This is a genomic window from uncultured Pelagimonas sp. (assembly GCF_947498515.1).
Lineage (GTDB): Bacteria > Pseudomonadota > Alphaproteobacteria > Rhodobacterales > Rhodobacteraceae > Pelagimonas.
This window is the reverse complement of sequence record NZ_CANMKO010000015.1, coordinates 52,226-68,098: the sequence shown is the minus strand read 5'-3', so window position 1 is coordinate 68,098 and position 15,873 is coordinate 52,226. Positions and strand designations below refer to the sequence as shown.

Sequence of the window (15,873 nt, the reverse complement as noted above, 5' to 3'; positions counted from 1 at the left end):
CTTACTTTTTACGAGCTTCAAGCTCGGAATTGAATTGGCGGAGTTTGAGAGACAGCACCTCGGTATCGGTGACGCTGTCAAAGTTTTCGAACAGGAACGACAACGCTTCGCCTTCATCAAGCCCGGCCTCTTGCGCGAACCGTTTCAGATTGCGGTACCCGTCTTCGGTCATAGCGGCATTGAAGCGACGAGTGAGGCGAAATCGTTTGGGCATGTCAGATCCTTTTCGATGCAAAACGGGAGGCGTTTAGACCGTCAACATGCATGGAAAAGTGGAAGGACGGTAGGCGCAACAGGTGTGCATGAACGGCGCGGTTTTGGCGGTCGTTCAACCCATAGTTCAACGCGATGCGCATGCCGGTTCCTCCCAAATCCGGTAGTGATGCGTGGCGGGGCTGCCCCCGCCATCACAGATATCAGAACTGGTCGGCGTCCAGCGCCATCACAGTGTCAGCACCGCTTTCGATCCGACGCAAATGCGTTCCGGTCATTGGGAGCTGTCGAGCCATATAGTAGCGCGCGGTTGCCAGTTTCGTCTCGTAGAACGCTGCGTCGTCAGTGCCTTCGGCGAGTTTTGACGTCGCGGCCTTGGCCATACGGCCCCACATTAGACCGAGGCAGACAAGACCAAACATGTGCATAAAGTCATAGGAGCCAGCGAGCGCATTGTTGGGGTTCTTCATGCCGTTTTGCATGAAGTACATGCCAGCGGCCTGAAGGTCTTTGGAGGCGTCTTTGAGTGGCCCGACGAAATCGGCCATGGCTTCATCATCGCCGTTTTCTTTGCAGAAGGTTTTGACCAAATCAAAGAACGCCATGACGTGTTTGCCGCCATCTGTTGCAAGCTTTCGGCCAACCAGATCAAGCGCCTGAACGCCATTGGCCCCTTCGTAGATCATCGCAATACGGGCGTCGCGGGCGAATTGGGACATGCCAAATTCTTCGATATAGCCATGGCCGCCATAGACTTGCTGCGCGGTAACGGCATAGTCAAAGCCTTTATCCGACAGATACCCTTTGATGACGGGCGTTAGCAAAGAGACAAGCCCTTCGGTTTCTTTGTCACCGTTGCGATGCCCCATATCAAGCATCTGAGCACCCCAATAGATGAACGCCCGACCACCTTCGATAAAGCTCTTCTGATCCATCAGGTTGCGACGGATGTCAGGGTGAACGATCAGCGGGTCGGCCGGACCTTCTGGGTTCTTCGCACCGGTTACGTCGCGCCCCTGAAGGCGGTCTTTGGCGTATTCAACGGCGTTTTGATAGGCGACTTCGGCTTGGGCAAAGCCTTGCAAGCCAACGCCTAGACGCGCTTCGTTCATCATTGTGAACATGGCGCGCATGCCTTTGTTCAGATCACCAAGAAGAAAGCCGGTGGCTTCATCATAGTCAAGAACACAGGTGGCATTGCCGTTGATGCCCATTTTCTTTTCGATTTTGCCGACCGACACACCATTGCGATCCCCAAGGGAGCCGTCTTCTTTGACGATGAACTTGGGCACAATGAACAGGGATACACCCTTGATACCATCCGGGGCACCGGGGGTTTTCGCCAGAACAAGGTGAATGGTGTTGTCCGCAAGGTCGTGATCACCAGCAGAAATAAAGATCTTTTGACCGCTGACTTTGTAGCTACCATCGTCCTGTGGCACAGCTTTGGTGCGCATCAGGCCCAGATCGGTGCCGCAATGCGGCTCGGTCAGGTTCATGGTGCCGGTCCAGTCACAGGTGACCATTTTCGGCAGGTAGGTGGCTTTCTGCTCATCGCTACCATGGGCGTGGATTGCCGAGTACGCGCCGTGGGTTAGACCCGCATACATGTTGAACGCCATGTTGGCGGCGGAGAATTGTTCGCCGACAGCCGTGGCAATAATATAGGGGAGACCCTGGCCACCATATTCCGGATCACAATCCAGAGCGGTCCAACCACCGTGGCGCACTTCGTCAAACGCGGCTTTGAACCCTTCGGGCGTGCGCACCACACCGTTTTCGAGTTTACAGCCCTGTTTGTCACCCACCTCGTTCAAGGGAAACATAACCTGCTCGGCGATCTTGGCGGACTCTTCCAGAATGGCACCTGTGGTGTCGCGGTCCAGATCTTCGTAGCCGGGAATTTTCGCATCGTTGACGTGCAGAACGTCATGCAGAACAAACTGCTGGTCCTTGGTGGGGGCCGTGTATGAAGGCATCTCTCTCTCCCTAGAGTGACTGGCCGAGCGTTACCCGACCGCGCTTTTCCTGTGTTGAGCCGAGGCGAGCATCTTTTCGCCCCAAACCATCTGTTCTTTTAGCTCTTCAATGGCGGCGTTAAGTTCATCACGTTGACGAACCATATCAGCCAGACGTTGCCGGGCGATCTCATAAGTCTGTTCCAGCTGCGATTGCTGCTGGTCCCCAACATCGTACAGATCAAGCAGTTGACGGATCTCTTCGAGGGAAAAGCCAAAACGCTTGCCTCGCAGGATCAGTTTCAACCGGGCACGGTCACGTTTGGTAAAGAGGCGCTTTTGGCCTTCGCGGATTGGGAACAGCAATTCTTTCTGTTCGTAAAAGCGCAAAGTGCGTGGTGTCACCTCAAACGCGTCGCACATCTCCCTTATCGTCATTACTCTGTCTTCGCTCATCAGATCATCCTCGGTGGCTAACATGCCCTTGAGGTGCTAAATCTGTTCCCTTCATACAATGGGAAAAACCGTTGACGTAACTCATACGCCGCGTCACTTTTAAGTTGACGTAAGATCAGGCAACGTCAAGGCCTGATTTTTGTAACTTTGTTTTAAAGGTCCTTGGTTAACGTATGAATCATAAATACCAACAAAGGGTTAACGACCTATCCAAAGGGTTAGGCCGCTCTATTCAAAAGAGAAAATGTTGGGTGGTGAATTGGGTTAGATTCCCAAGTCCGAAGCAACGCCGTCGCGCAGGGTTTGCAGCTCGTTCATGGCTTCGTCCAGCTGTTTACGCTGTTCGGCGAGCTCGCGCATTTGCCCATCTGCCATGTCGATCCAAGCGCGCATTTGGGCTTCGTTGCCCTCTTTTTCATAGATCAAAAGCCATTGCCGAATGTCTTCGAGCTGAAACCCAAACTTGCGCCCACGCAGAATCAGCGTCATGCGGGCGATTTCCTTGCCCCCATAGAACCGCGATCTGCCTTGCCGCTCAGGCGACAAAAGCTCGATATACTCATAGTAACGCAATGTACGCGGTGTCACATCGAACCGCTCACACATGTCTTTAAAGCTAAGACGGGCATCTTCCATGGCAAACTCCCTTGCCTGCAACCTAAGCCCCGAAAATCGCTCTGACAACCTTTGCTGACGCAACGCTCCTTTGCGTAAGCCAAACAGCTTGCGGCTGAGGCACTTGCTGCCCATAACTAACCTAAAGGAGCACGCCATGACCGCAGACAAGGCGACAATCGCCAAACAGTTCATCGAGATCATTCCGCATGCCAAGGCGCTGGGGATGCAGATCACGCAGATTGGCGATGGGCTGGCTGAGATCACTATGCCCTATGATGATGCTTTGATCGGCGATCCCAAGACCGGAGTTATTCACGGCGGGGCGGTGTCGACCTTGATGGATACCTGTTCCGGTGCCGCCGTGATGAGCCACCCCGATAGCCCGGCGGGCACCGCAACCATAAACCTGCGTATTGATTACATGCGGGCGGCCACGCCGGGGCAGGCGATCACCGCCCATGCGGAATGCTATCACATCACCCGCAACGTCGCTTTTGTAAGGGCCAAGGCCTTTGACGCCGATTTCGATAACCCGGTCGCGACGGCGGCCGGGGCCTTTACTGTGGAGGCGAAATAATGGTGCGCAAACCCCCAGAACCCGTCCAGATCGTCAAACAACGTCGCGATGCCGCGCTTGCTGCGCTCGTCGAAGGGGTGCCCTACATTCGCTACCTTGGGATTACGTTTGAACGTCACGGCGATGAACTCACTGCCGTTTTGCCCTTTGATGAAAAGCTCATCGGCAACCCGTTTTTGCCAGCCCTGCACGGTGGCGTCACGGCGGCGTTTCTTGAAACGGCTGCGATTATAACGCTCAGCTGGTCTTACCTTTGGGAAGATATCGAAAACGGCAAGCTTGACCCTGATACCTTGACCCATGGCGACCTGCCGCGCTTGCCCAAAACCATCGACTTCACCGTTGACTATCTGCGCTCTGGGCTTCCCCGCGATGCCTATGCGCGGGCGCGGGTGACCCGGTCTGGGCGACGCTATGCCTCGGTTCAGGCCGAAGCCTGGCAAGACAACCGCGACCGCCCTATGGCCCAAGCCACAGCGCACTTTCTGATGCCGCGCCCCAAATCCTGATCCTATCGAAGACAGAGAGCCGCCACGGTTTCTTCTTTCTCAAAATATCCCAGGGAGTCCGCCCAAGGCGGACGGGGCAGAGCCCCAATTTCCCTAGACACAAGCGAACGCCGAGATGAGCAGCGATGTAATCACCCATAGCCGCATTCTAAAGATTGCGATTCCGATCATGCTCGCCAATGTTGCGGTGCCTCTGATCGGTGTTGTCGATACTGCGGTGGTCGGTCAAATCCCGCATGCCGAACCCATCGCCGCCGTTGGGATTGGGTCTGTGGTCTTGTCGGCGATCTACTGGGTCTTTGGGTTCTTGCGCATGGGCACCGCCGGTATGACCGCACAGGCCGAGGGCGCGGGGGATCGTGGCGAAGTGGTTGCCCTGTTGGTGCGTTCGCTAATGATTGGTGGGGCGGGCGGGCTTCTTATGATCGGGTTGTTGCAACCGATACTTGGTCTCGCCTTTGGAATGTCCCCGGTGGACGATCAAGTCGAAACGCTCTCGCGCAGCTACATGAATATCCGCATCTGGTCCGCCCCGGCGGCAATCGGCATGTACGGCATTTTGGGCTGGCTGATTGCGCGCGAACGGTCGCGTGCGGTTTTGGCGATGCAATTGTTGGTCACGGCGTTGAACGTGGTGGGGGATCTTATCTTTGTCACTGGCCTGGGCTGGGGTGTTCAAGGTGTTGCCGTTGCCAGCGTGATTGCCGAATGGAGCGGCTTGGCGTTTGGGCTCTGGCTCTGTCGCAATGCGTTGCGTCACGCGGCGGCCCGCGATTGGCCGCGGGTTTTCGACATGGCCGCATTGCGTAAGATGGCTGTGGTCAACACCGACATCCTTGCACGATCTTTGATGCTCGAAGCGATCTTCCTGTCTTTCATTTTCTACTTTAGCGCCGGTTTTGGCACTGTCCAATTGGCGGCCAATCAAGTGCTTATGCAGTTCATCCAGATCATGGCCTTTGCGCTTGATGGCTTTGCTTTCGCAGCAGAAGCCCTTGTCGGTCAGGCCTTTGGGGCAGGGGCGGTCGCCCGATTGCGCCGTGCCGCGTGGTTGAGCACGCTTTGGGGATTTATCTGCAACTTTGGTTTTGCCATTGGGTTCTGGCTTTTCGGTGGGGCCATCATCGACATGATCTCCAAAGACCCAGAGGTTCAATCCACGGCGCGTATCTACCTAATTTGGATCGCCATAACCCCGATCATTGGCTTGCCAAGTTGGATGCTGGATGGGATTTTCATTGGGGCAACCCGCACGCGGGACATGCGCAATATGATGGTGATCTCCGCTGTTGCGTTTTTCATCGCCGTCGCTGTGATGGTGCCGATCTGGGGCAATCACGGGCTTTGGGCGGGTTTGATGGTGTCCTTTGTCATGCGCGCTCTGACACTGGGTGCACGTTATCCGGCTCTGGAACGGGCGGCAGGCATCGCAAAATGATTTGCCTCTGGCCTTTTGCGCCCCAATTGCCCTATTGAAAGCCAAGACCGCACGGGAGAAACGCGATGGAAGACCTCATCAACAGCTTCATGACTGGCCCTGATGAAAAGGGGCGGTTTGGGATCCACGGGGGGCGTTTTGTCTCCGAGACTTTGATGCCACTGATCCTGTCGCTGGAAGAGGAATACGAGAAGGCCAAAACAGACCAGTCTTTCTGGGACGAGATGGATTTCTTGTGGAAGCACTATGTTGGCCGCCCATCGCCGCTCTATCATGCGGAACGTCTTAGCGAACGCCTTGGTGGGGCCAAGATTTACCTCAAACGCGATGAGTTGAACCACACCGGCGCGCATAAGATCAACAACGTGTTGGGGCAGATCATTCTGGCCCGACGTATGGGCAAAACCCGGATCATCGCCGAAACCGGTGCCGGTCAACACGGCGTTGCTACGGCCACCGTTTGTGCCAAGTTCGGTCTCAAATGTGTTGTCTATATGGGCGCGCATGACGTTGAGCGTCAGTCTCCCAATGTGTTCCGTATGCGCCTTTTGGGGGCCGAAGTTATTCCGGTGACCTCCGGTCGCGGAACCCTCAAGGACGCGATGAACGATGCCCTGCGCGATTGGGTCACCAACGTCAACGACACGTTTTATTGCATTGGGACGGTTGCAGGCCCGCACCCCTATCCGGCCATGGTGCGTGATTTCCAATCGATCATTGGCAAAGAAGCCAAAGAGCAGATCATGGAAGCCGAAGGCCGTTTGCCCGATACGATCATCGCCGCCATTGGCGGCGGGTCCAACGCGATGGGCCTGTTCTTCCCTTTCCTTGACGACAAAGACGTTAACATCATTGGCGTCGAAGCCGGTGGCAAGGGTGTGAATGACAAGATGGAGCATTGCGCGTCGCTAACCGGTGGTCGCCCCGGTGTTTTGCACGGCAACCGCACCTATCTATTGCAGGATGACGATGGCCAAATCCTCGAAGGGTTCTCAATCTCGGCCGGGCTCGACTATCCCGGTATCGGTCCTGAACATGCTTGGTTAAATGATATTGGCCGTGCGGAATACGTCGCCATCACCGACAAAGAGGCCTTGGCCGCGTTCCAGCTATCTTGTGAAACCGAAGGCATCATCCCGGCGCTCGAGCCAAGCCATGCTTTGGCCCATGTCGCCAAAATCGCGCCTGAACTTCCCAAAGATCATATCATCATCATGAATATGTGTGGGCGCGGCGACAAAGACATCTTTACAGTCGCCAAACACCTTGGCTTTGATATGTCCGACACAGAAGGCCGCACAGCGGACTGATATTTTTGCAAAGCGCAACCGCTTTGGAAATTGGCAAAAGGCGCTTCGGTTCGGGGCGCCTTTTTCATTTATTGCGCGAGTGAGTAATAATGTTGCGCGGGCGCAACGCCCCTGTGCGACATTCAACCAACCGGTTGAACGACTCATCTGTTGCGGATTATTCCCCCCTCGTGGTCCTGATGGATCAGACCTTTGCGGGCTGAGTTGTTGCTCACCCGGTGCGGCTGGCTCTGCCATTCCCGTATGCCAAGGCTGAGACAGTGGGATTGCACAGTGTGTTGTAGCTCAGTCAGGTAGAGCAGCGGACCTAGGTTCCGCGGGTCATGGGTTCGACTCCCGTCAACATGTCCAAACGTAGCTCAGTCTGGATAGAGCACCAAACTACGAATTTGGGTGTCGCAGGTTCGACTCCTGCCGTTTCTCAAAGCTCTTAAGTGAGCACCGGCCTATCACGCCGGCCCGCGCAAGCGGTCCACCATATCGGGTTCCGAAACCATCCTCGCGGGGGTGGATCGCGGCAAAGGTCACGACCTGCGCCTGACCCAACTCCGCTCAGGCCATTGGCCGGGGATCGGGAGACGTGCCGCCACCTGTTGGCCCGCCACGCCTCAATGGGGCAGGGCGCACCAATGGGCCGCGTCACCGCTCGCCCCATCCTTCGCCACTGGCCTTGGCAATGGGGTGGTTTCGGACCCACTCATTTCACGCATTGGCAATCGTGCCGGTGCGTCACACCTGCCGCCAATCCCGGCGCAACCCCAAACACCAAAAGGAGAAAACGCGTTTTGCGCGCATGACGACGTATTGGAGAGTATGATGAAAATGTTGATTGATAAGCTGCAAGGTAAGCAGCGCCTCACCCTGACCGAAACACAACGGGCGCTTGTCCTGTTGAATGGTCGCTTTGACGCCATGCTTGGCCCCGGTGAACACCGGCTAAGCGCGCGCAAAGCCGAGGTGATTGTATTTGACCTGACAACTCCCGTTTTCACGTCGCAATACGCCGATGCCTTGATGCGCACGCGGCCTGATCTGGCTGATCCTCATGTGGTGACCGTTGAAACCGGCGCGAATGAGATCGCGGTTCTGAGCCGCAATGGTCGGATCTGGGACCTTCTTTCGCCCGACAAGCGGTTGCTTTTGTGGCGCGACGCCGGGGACTGGAAGGTCGAAACCCTTGCCTTGTCTGACACGCATGACTTGCCTCAAGACTTGGTCCGTCGGTTGGGTCAAACCGAACGTGGCCGGGTATTGATGCGGGGTATGAGCTCTGTCGAAGTGGCCCTTGGGCGCGTCGGTCTTTGGTCGATTGACGGGGTGCATCAAAAGGTGCTGACCTCCGGAACCTACTGGTTCTGGCAGTTGGGGCGTAAGCATCTGGTCAAGATGGTGGATACCCGTTGGCAGGCCAAAGAGGTGACAGGTCAAGAGATCCTGACCAAAGACCGGGTGACTTTGCGCATCAACCTGAGCGCGGATTTCCGTGTCACGGACCCTCTGCGTGCGGTGTCGACAGTCGGGGACTTTTCCGAAGCCTTGCACCGGGCTTTGCAGCTTGCGTTTCGTAAAACCCTTGGCGCGCTGACATTGGATCAGATGTTGGCCGACAAGGTGAGTGTCGATGCAGAAGCCGCCGCCAAGGTGCGTGGCGAAATGGCCGAGATCGGCATCGAAGTAGGCGATATCGCATTGAAAGATGTGATCCTGCCTGGTGAGATGCGCGACATCTTGAACAAGGTGGTTGCGACGCAAAAAGAAGCCGAGGCTAACGTCATCCGGCGTCGTGAAGAAACGAACGCAACCCGTTCGCTTTTGAACACCGCCAAGGTGATGGCTGAAAACCCTGTGATGCTGCGCCTCAAAGAGCTTGAGGCGCTTGAAAACATCGCAAGCAAGGTCGACCAGTTGACCGTGCACAACGGCACCGAGGGTTTGATGAATGGAGTCGTCCGTTTGTCAGACCAAACCTAAGACCGGGGGCGGCGCGTAGGGGCCGCCCTTAGTTGTTTGTTAGGCTGTGTTCACGCAACACCTTGAGCGGCACAATCTCCAAGGCATCCTTGTGTGTGGCAGCCAGATTAACCTTGGGCGCACAGCCCTCGTCATGGGCCTGAAGGAAACGCGCTGCGCAAAGGCACCATTGATCACCGGGTTTGAGCCCGGCAAAATTGAACTCAGGTCGCGGCGTTGATAGATCGTTGCCGACATAGGCCGAATAGGCGAGGAATTCCGCCGTCATCACCGCACACACCGTATGGTTGCCGGCGTCTTCGGCGCAGGTATTGCAATGACCATCGCGGAAAAATCCGGTGAGAGGGTCGCGTGAGCATTCCTCAAGTATACCGTCCAACACATTGATCGCAGGGCGTTTCATCATGATCCGGTCTCCTTGAGCTGTGCCGCCAATCGGCGAAACATAGTGATGCTGTCGTCATTTGCCCCGGCCTCGCGAAAGGCGCGATCCGCAGCGTTCACAGCGATCACCACATCGGCGGTTTTGTCGACATAGACATATTGGCCATAGACCCCACGGGCCAAAAATTCACCGGGTTTTGCATCGGCGGGCATCCACCATTGATAGCCATATTGCATCTTGCCCGGCTCGGTTTTGGCCGACGGTTTCGTGCTGATCTCGACCCAGTCTTTGGGAATGATTTGTTGACCTTGAAATAGGCCATCGTTGCGAAACATCTCGCCCATGCGGGCATAATCACGGGTGGTCAGGTTGAGGCCCCCAAGGACAAAGGATACCCCATCGCCATCGGTGACATAATGCGGCGTACCATAAGTTCCGAGCGGGGAAAGAACGTATTCCCCCAATAAATCCGGCACGTTGCGGCCCGTCGCACCGCGCAGAACCATGCCAAGCACATGGGTGTCGATCGACACGTATTTCCATTGTTCTCCGGGTTCGACAAAGGTTTCGGTTAACCCGGCAGCAAAGCCATCCATTGATCCCCCAAGGGCCAAGATGCGCCCCATCTTGTTGATATCGCTCCAAAAATCGAGGTAGTCTTCGTCAAAGGTGACACCTGATGACATCTGTAAGACATTGAGAATGCTGGCATTGTCATAGGCGCTCCCCCGCAGGGAGGGCGCATATTTCGTCACCGGATCATCAAGACTTGCGATGTCGCCATTGGCCAAAACAACGCCAAACAGCGCCGAGAGATAGGATTTAGCCACCGACCAGCTAATCCGCGGATCGCTTGCCTCGGTGCCCCTGTGATAGCTTTCATGGCGGATGGCACCGTCGTGAACGACAAGGATACCGGTGATCGAACGGCGCGCAAGCCATGTGTCCCAATCGTTAGGAAGAGGCATAGGGTCGCCGGTAGGAAGCGGGGAGGGCTCAGAGGTAATGGGAATTGGGCGATTGTGGAACAGGTCGCCCATATGGCTGAAATTGTGAACAATTTTCTCTTCAGAGAACAGGGTGTTCACGGCATTCAGGCGGTTCAGGTCTTCGCGTTTCCAAACTGCCAAACCCGCTAGGATCACCGCCAACACGACTAAGCCGCGCAATATCTTTTTCAGCATAAATCACCTCCGGCGCGTAGGGTGCGCGCCCAAAGTGGTTTGGGCAAGCCCAAACGTAGTATTTTCTAACGGAACTTGTCAGCGAGCTTTTGTAAGGCGGATCGCGAATCTGGCTCTGGTTTTGTTGCGGATTTTACTGCGGCTTGTGACTCGTCGCTGGTCTTGGCTCTCTCGGGCTTGTTATTGGAGGACCGCGGCGGGTTGGTTTTCAGCGCAACGGCGTTTTGAAACCGTCCTTTGTCGCCATCGGCCAAGGATGCCACGCCATCGCTTATGCCCCAAAGCAGATTGTTCAGCCATTCATCGTCGGCCTTTGGGAAATCGTGCAACACATAGGCCGAGACCAAATCCTTGCGACCGGGATGGCCAATCCCAAGTCGAACCCTTTGATAATCTTCACCAATGTGCCCGTGGATAGAGCGCAACCCATTATGCCCAGCGTGCCCGCCACCCATTTTGACCCGGCATTTTCCCGGCGCAAGGTCAAGCTCATCATGGAAGACCGTGACGTCGCCAACGTCCATTTTGTAAAACCGCATGGCCTCGCCAACCGATTGGCCAGAGAGGTTCATAAAGGTTTCGGGCTTGAGCAGCAAAACCTTGTCCCCGCCAAGACGCCCTTCACAAATTTGGCCCTGAAACTTGGATTTCCAAGGTGAAAACCCGTGGTCCGAAGCGATCTGGTCCAAGGCCATAAAGCCGATATTATGTCGGTTTTTCGCGTATTTGGTGCCTGGGTTTCCCAAACCGACAAAAAGCTGCATGGCGTGTCTCCGCGTGGATAAGTCCGGTCGATATATGACAGGCTTTAAGCGCAGGTAAAGGGGAGAGGGCGCGTGGCGTTGTCGTAAATTCGTTAGGAAACCGTCATGTCAGCTATACATTGCCTTGTCACACCCGCGCTGATCCGATCTGTGGCCGGTATGGATGCCGGTGCAGACCTAGCAAACGATGGTCAGCAAGGAACTGTAGAGATGAGCGATAAGAATTTGGTAGACCTGTCTTGGGATGATTTTGACGAACACCGGGATCCGCGCCCCGATGAAAACCAATTTGACGCAGTTGTAGATCGCGCCGTATCGCGCCGCGGTTTCCTAGGCGGCACGTTGGCATTTGGCTCCGGTGCGGCTGTGTTTGGAACGGGTTTGTTTTCTTCAACCACTGCGGCGCGGGCCGATGGTCATGCCAAGTTCGGTTTCAAGCCAGTTGGCATTGCGACCGACTATGACATCCATGTTCCAGAGGGTTTTGAGCACAAGGTTTTGGTCCGTTGGGGTGATGCGCTTTGGTCTGATGCCAAAGATGCCTATAGCGCTGAAACCGGTGTGTCGGTTGAGATGTCGGACAAGGTGTTTGGTGAAAACACCGACGGCATGGAGTTGTTTGAAGTGAACGGCAAGCAGCTGATCGCGGTGAACTCGGAATATGTGAACCCCAAGATCAACCTGCCAATCGAATCCGAAGGCACCCCCCGCACAGCCGAAGAAGTTGTTCTTCTTAAGAACCTTCAGGGTGTCACTGTGATGGAAGTGGCCGACACCGGCAGCGGTTTCGAAGTGGTGCTGGACAGCGATTACAACCGTCGTATCACCCACGAAACCGAAATGAAAATCGCAGGCCCTTTGGCCGGTCACGCTTTGGTACAAACCCAAGCCGATCCGTCGGGTATGATGGTCAAAGGCACCATGAACAACTGTGGGTCTGGCAAGACGCTTTGGGACACTTATCTCACTTGCGAAGAGAACTTTAACGGCTACTTCGGCGCAACCGGTGAGATGCCGGAAGGCGAAGGTTACAAGCGCTATGGAATCGGTGGCGACGGCCGTTATGCCTATGAAAAGTTTGATGAACGCTATGACGTCAGCAAAGAGCCAAATGAGCCGCATCGCCATGGGTTTATCACCGAAATCGATCCAGCCGACCCAACATCGGTTCCGGTAAAGCGCACCGCGCTGGGCCGTTTCAAACATGAAAACGCCGAAATGGTTCATGCCAAAGATGGGCGCGTTGTTGTCTATATGGGCGATGATGAACGTGGCGAATACCTTTTTAAATATGTGTCCAACGCCACATGGGAAAAGGGTGCGCCGACCGACGGTTTGCTGGATGATGGCGTTTTGTATGTTGCCAAGTTTAACGATGATCAGAGCGGTGAATGGTTGGCCTTGACGCCTGAGACCACCGGAATGGATGCAGCGGAGATCTTGTGCTTCACCCGCATGGCGGCGTCCAAAGTTGGCGGTACAACGATGGATCGCCCGGAATGGGTTGCGTCAAACCCGCTCAAGGTCGAAGCCTATTGCGCCCTGACCAACAACAAAAACCGCGGTGTTAAGCCAAATGCCGGTGGTGATGACACGTCGGTCAACGCAGTGAACCCGCGCGAGACCAACAAATACGGCCAGATCGTGCGTTGGACTCCTGCTGGTGAAAACCACGCTGCTGATGGGTTCACTTGGGACCTCTATGTCATGGCGGGCAATCCAACCGTGTATGACAATGAATATGGTGGCTCGGACAACGTCAACGAAGGCAACATGTTCAACTCGCCCGATGGCATGGCGTTCTCGTCGGATGGCCTTTTGTGGATCCAGACCGATGGCAACTACAAGAACGAAGGTGACTTTGCCGGAATGGGCAATAACCAGATGTTGGTTGGCGACCCGGAAAGCGGTGAAATCATACGCTTTATGACCGTTCCAAATGGTGCCGAAGTCACCGGTCTTTGCTGGTCGGCTGACAAAACCGTTGCCTTTGTCGGTGTTCAGCACCCCGGCGGATCTTGGCCAGATGGAGCAGGCAAGCCACGGTCTTCTGTGGTTGCAGTTTGGCGTCAAGACAAGGCCGCGTTTGGTTAAACCGATGTTTTGAGACTGATAAAACGGCCCTCCTTGCGGGGGCCGTTTTTCTTTGGACTGAGACGCCTCGTAGGTCGATCAAGAAGTGCCTAATCTAGGCGGAAACTGGTTGTTTTTTGATCCGTTCGCCCCAGAAAATCGGCCAAAGCGCGATTGTGTAAAGCGCAAAGGCCACAATCCACAACGCGCCCGAGATCAGGATGCCAGTCATATAAAGGTCGGGCCAAATCGTGGCGGCCACGCGGATCAGGGCGGCAAGAGGTACCAGAACATAGGCAATGGCAACGGGCTTAGGGGCAATCAAGTCGCGCCCCGAATGGCCCAAGGCTGCACGCGACATCACCGACAATGTCATGCCGCCGACGCCGCCAATACCAAGGACATGCAGCGCAGCGATCTCGCTCCCAATGTCAAACGCCGCCAGACCTAGCATCACAAAACCAATGGCATTGAGCGCGTAGGAAAGATGCAAGGTCCACAAAATCGGTTGGCGCAGGGTCCAAGCGCCGTGCCAAAGCCCGACACGTACAAGAGCAGCGCAGCCAGCAACGAGCGCGACAATGCCCATGACCCAATTGGGGGCACCCGTGAGCAAAGCGAGCGGAACCAAAAGAGCGGGCGCGATTGAGGCAACAGCCAGAGGTGTTGGGTTCGACGGTAGGTTTTCCTCGCGCCCCACGCGCAACATGGCATTGCGGGTAAAAGCCGGGGTGACACGGCCGCCCAAGATCACAATCAACGCGCAAAGCGCCGCCAAACCTCCGCGCATCCCCTGGTCAGCGGTATCCTGTGTTAGGCCAGCCCATTCCAAATGCACCAAAACGTTGCCCGACCAAAAGACCAGAATGGCAACCAACAGGATCAGCTGTTGTGGCTTGGGGCGTTTGAGCAGGGTTTGAAGAATGCGGCCCGCAAGGATAGGCAAAAACAGCAAATCAATGATGGCAACCAAGGTCAAAGGCAAGCTCCCTGACCACCAGATAGCGAGACGACCGGCGAGCCAAAGGCCGGACGTGACGGCAAAAAAGCTAGTTGGTTCCGGCCCGGATTTGGTCCAACTCGGGGCGGCGGTGAGAAGGAAACCGGCAATCGCCGCTGCGCCATAGCCAAAGATCATTTCATGAGCGTGCCAAAGGTGCGGCGGCTGGGCCGTGGGAAGGGATAGTGCACCAAAACTGGCCTGCCAAATTTCCCAGACAAGAATGACCCAGATGGCGCAAAGCCCTGCGAGTAAAAAGAAGACCCGGTACCCGGCGGAGAACAGGCGTTTCCAGTCTGACGCAGTCATTGGGTGTTTCCTTGGCCAGAGGGGGGGAGGTGAATTGTGTGCATAAGACTCGTACCGATGAGCGCCTCGTGAGAGGCAAAAAGCGTCTGACGTCACCCTCAGGGAGGAGGGGGCAAAGTGCTTTGACCAAAGTCAAGGAGGGTCGATCACGATCTAGGCAGGGTTGAGCTCAACTCGAACGGGGAAAGAATCCCTCGACGGGCGCAACCAATTGCCAGCCATCTCCGCAAGAGAGTGAGCCATGATGAAAGACACAACAGGAGCCAACGCCGGACAGGTTTTGCTAATTGGGGCAGGGCCGGGGGATCCGGAATTGCTGACACGCGGTGCGCTGCTGGCCATGCAACGTGCCGATGTTGTAGTCTATGATCGGTTGGTGTCGCCTGAGATTATGGGTTTGGTGCCCGAGGATGTTTTGCGGATAGACGTGGGCAAGGCCCCCGGCGATCACAAGCTGACGCAAGAGGAAACCAACACCCTGCTGATAGATTTGGCGCGGCGCGGCATGCGCGTGGCGCGGCTCAAAGGGGGCGACCCTTTGATTTTTGGACGCGGTAGCGAAGAGGCCGCCGAGTTGCACAAAGCCGGAGTGGCGTTTGAATATCTGCCGGGGATCACCTCGGCACAGGGGGCGGCAGCAGCGACCGGCGTTCCGCTAACACATCGCGGACTGGCAACCGGGGTGCGCTATGTGACCGGGCATCGCGCCAAGGATGCCCCCTTGAATTTGGATTGGGCGAGCCTGTCCAACGAAGACACGACCTTGGTCGTTTATATGGGCGCGATGAATATCGCAGACATCACGTCCAAGCTGATCCGCCATGGCATGGCATCGTCCCTGCCAGTCATGGCGGTTTCAGCCGCAACCACTCCGCGTCAAAAACAAGTGTTTTCCGACTTAGGCCATATTGCTGAAACTGTTGGTGCCAGCGACCTAGACGCGCCTTTGTTGTTTGTCATCGGTCATGTGGTGACACTAAACCCTGTGGCCGCTCAACAGCTGGCCTCGGGCACAAAAGATGATGCAAAGGCCGTGGCTTATGGCTGATCTCCTGTGGTCCATTTGTCAAAAAAGATGTCAGATTCACCAATCTTTTGACCATATTTC

At 55.7% G+C, this 15,873-nt stretch carries 15 protein-coding genes and 2 tRNA genes; 9 read left to right on the top strand and 8 right to left on the bottom strand.

All coding sequences use genetic code 11. The features are described from left to right. Window position 1: 1 nt before the first annotated feature. From Q1A43_RS21270 to Q1A43_RS21255, 4 genes are all read right to left on the bottom strand, one after another. On the bottom strand, window positions 2-214 hold the full coding sequence (locus Q1A43_RS21270; protein WP_299930025.1) for a hypothetical protein: 213 nt from the start codon (window positions 212-214) through the stop codon (window positions 2-4). Window positions 215-416: 202 nt separating this feature from the next. After that, window positions 417-2,192, bottom strand: a complete 1,776-nt coding sequence (locus tag Q1A43_RS21265; RefSeq protein WP_299930027.1) for an acyl-CoA dehydrogenase C-terminal domain-containing protein — start codon at window positions 2,190-2,192, stop codon at window positions 417-419. 30 nt (window positions 2,193-2,222) lie between these two features. Then, the gene (locus Q1A43_RS21260; protein ID WP_299938717.1) at window positions 2,223-2,627 is read right to left on the bottom strand and encodes a MerR family DNA-binding transcriptional regulator; all 405 of its coding nucleotides are present in this window, start codon (window positions 2,625-2,627) and stop codon (window positions 2,223-2,225) included. Window positions 2,628-2,891: 264 nt separating this feature from the next. After that, window positions 2,892-3,263 carry a MerR family DNA-binding transcriptional regulator gene (locus tag Q1A43_RS21255; protein ID WP_299930029.1) on the bottom strand — a complete coding sequence of 124 codons (372 nt, stop codon included), beginning with the start codon at window positions 3,261-3,263 and terminating at the stop codon, window positions 2,892-2,894. A gap of 136 nt (window positions 3,264-3,399) precedes the next feature. Here Q1A43_RS21255 and Q1A43_RS21250 point away from each other — a divergent pair, with 136 nt between their 5' ends. The 7 genes from Q1A43_RS21250 to Q1A43_RS21220 all read left to right on the top strand — a co-directional run bounded on the left by Q1A43_RS21250 (window position 3,400) and on the right by Q1A43_RS21220 (window position 9,050). After that, the gene (locus tag Q1A43_RS21250; protein WP_299930031.1) at window positions 3,400-3,822 is read left to right on the top strand and encodes a PaaI family thioesterase; all 423 of its coding nucleotides are present in this window, start codon (window positions 3,400-3,402) and stop codon (window positions 3,820-3,822) included. Then, window positions 3,822-4,331 carry a PaaI family thioesterase gene (locus Q1A43_RS21245; RefSeq protein WP_299938677.1) on the top strand — a complete coding sequence of 170 codons (510 nt, stop codon included), beginning with the start codon at window positions 3,822-3,824 and terminating at the stop codon, window positions 4,329-4,331. Before Q1A43_RS21250 ends, Q1A43_RS21245 begins: the two co-directional genes overlap by 1 nt. 115 nt (window positions 4,332-4,446) lie before the next feature. Beyond that, complete coding sequence (locus tag Q1A43_RS21240; protein ID WP_299938672.1) at window positions 4,447-5,769, top strand: MATE family efflux transporter; 1,323 nt, start codon at window positions 4,447-4,449, stop codon at window positions 5,767-5,769. Between the two features lie 65 nt (window positions 5,770-5,834). Beyond that, on the top strand, window positions 5,835-7,079 hold the full coding sequence (trpB, locus tag Q1A43_RS21235; protein WP_299930037.1) for a tryptophan synthase subunit beta: 1,245 nt from the start codon (window positions 5,835-5,837) through the stop codon (window positions 7,077-7,079). A 274-nt stretch (window positions 7,080-7,353) separates the two neighbouring features. Further along, window positions 7,354-7,430, top strand: a tRNA-Leu gene (locus Q1A43_RS21230). Continuing rightward, window positions 7,430-7,502, top strand: a tRNA-Arg gene (locus Q1A43_RS21225). The genes Q1A43_RS21230 and Q1A43_RS21225 overlap by 1 nt, the downstream gene beginning before the upstream one ends. Before the next feature lie 393 nt (window positions 7,503-7,895). Further along, the gene (locus tag Q1A43_RS21220) at window positions 7,896-9,050 is read left to right on the top strand and encodes a slipin family protein (RefSeq protein WP_299938670.1); all 1,155 of its coding nucleotides are present in this window, start codon (window positions 7,896-7,898) and stop codon (window positions 9,048-9,050) included. Window positions 9,051-9,078: 28 nt separating this feature from the next. On the opposite strand, the gene Q1A43_RS21215 is transcribed toward Q1A43_RS21220, so the two are convergent. From Q1A43_RS21215 to pth, 3 genes are all read right to left on the bottom strand, one after another. Beyond that, window positions 9,079-9,456, bottom strand: coding sequence for a DUF2237 domain-containing protein (locus Q1A43_RS21215; RefSeq protein ID WP_299938667.1), 378 nt, complete (start codon window positions 9,454-9,456; stop codon window positions 9,079-9,081). Then, window positions 9,453-10,619, bottom strand: coding sequence for a serine hydrolase (locus Q1A43_RS21210; RefSeq protein WP_299938665.1), 1,167 nt, complete (start codon window positions 10,617-10,619; stop codon window positions 9,453-9,455). Before Q1A43_RS21210 ends, Q1A43_RS21215 begins: the two co-directional genes overlap by 4 nt. 65 nt (window positions 10,620-10,684) lie before the next feature. Then, window positions 10,685-11,383 carry an aminoacyl-tRNA hydrolase gene (gene pth, locus Q1A43_RS21205; protein ID WP_299938664.1) on the bottom strand — a complete coding sequence of 233 codons (699 nt, stop codon included), beginning with the start codon at window positions 11,381-11,383 and terminating at the stop codon, window positions 10,685-10,687. 210 nt (window positions 11,384-11,593) lie between these two features. Between pth and Q1A43_RS21200 the strand changes: the two genes are divergently transcribed. Further along, complete coding sequence (locus Q1A43_RS21200) at window positions 11,594-13,477, top strand: PhoX family phosphatase (RefSeq protein ID WP_299938715.1); 1,884 nt, start codon at window positions 11,594-11,596, stop codon at window positions 13,475-13,477. 94 nt (window positions 13,478-13,571) lie between these two features. Here Q1A43_RS21200 and Q1A43_RS21195 read toward each other — a convergent pair whose 3' ends face one another. Continuing rightward, entirely contained in the window at window positions 13,572-14,765 is a 1,194-nt protein-coding gene (locus Q1A43_RS21195) for an NnrS family protein (RefSeq protein WP_299938661.1), read from the bottom strand. A gap of 241 nt (window positions 14,766-15,006) precedes the next feature. On the opposite strand from Q1A43_RS21195, the gene cobA reads away from it, so the two are divergent. After that, entirely contained in the window at window positions 15,007-15,813 is an 807-nt protein-coding gene (cobA, locus tag Q1A43_RS21190; RefSeq protein ID WP_366944288.1) for a uroporphyrinogen-III C-methyltransferase, read from the top strand. Window positions 15,814-15,873 lie beyond the last annotated feature (60 nt).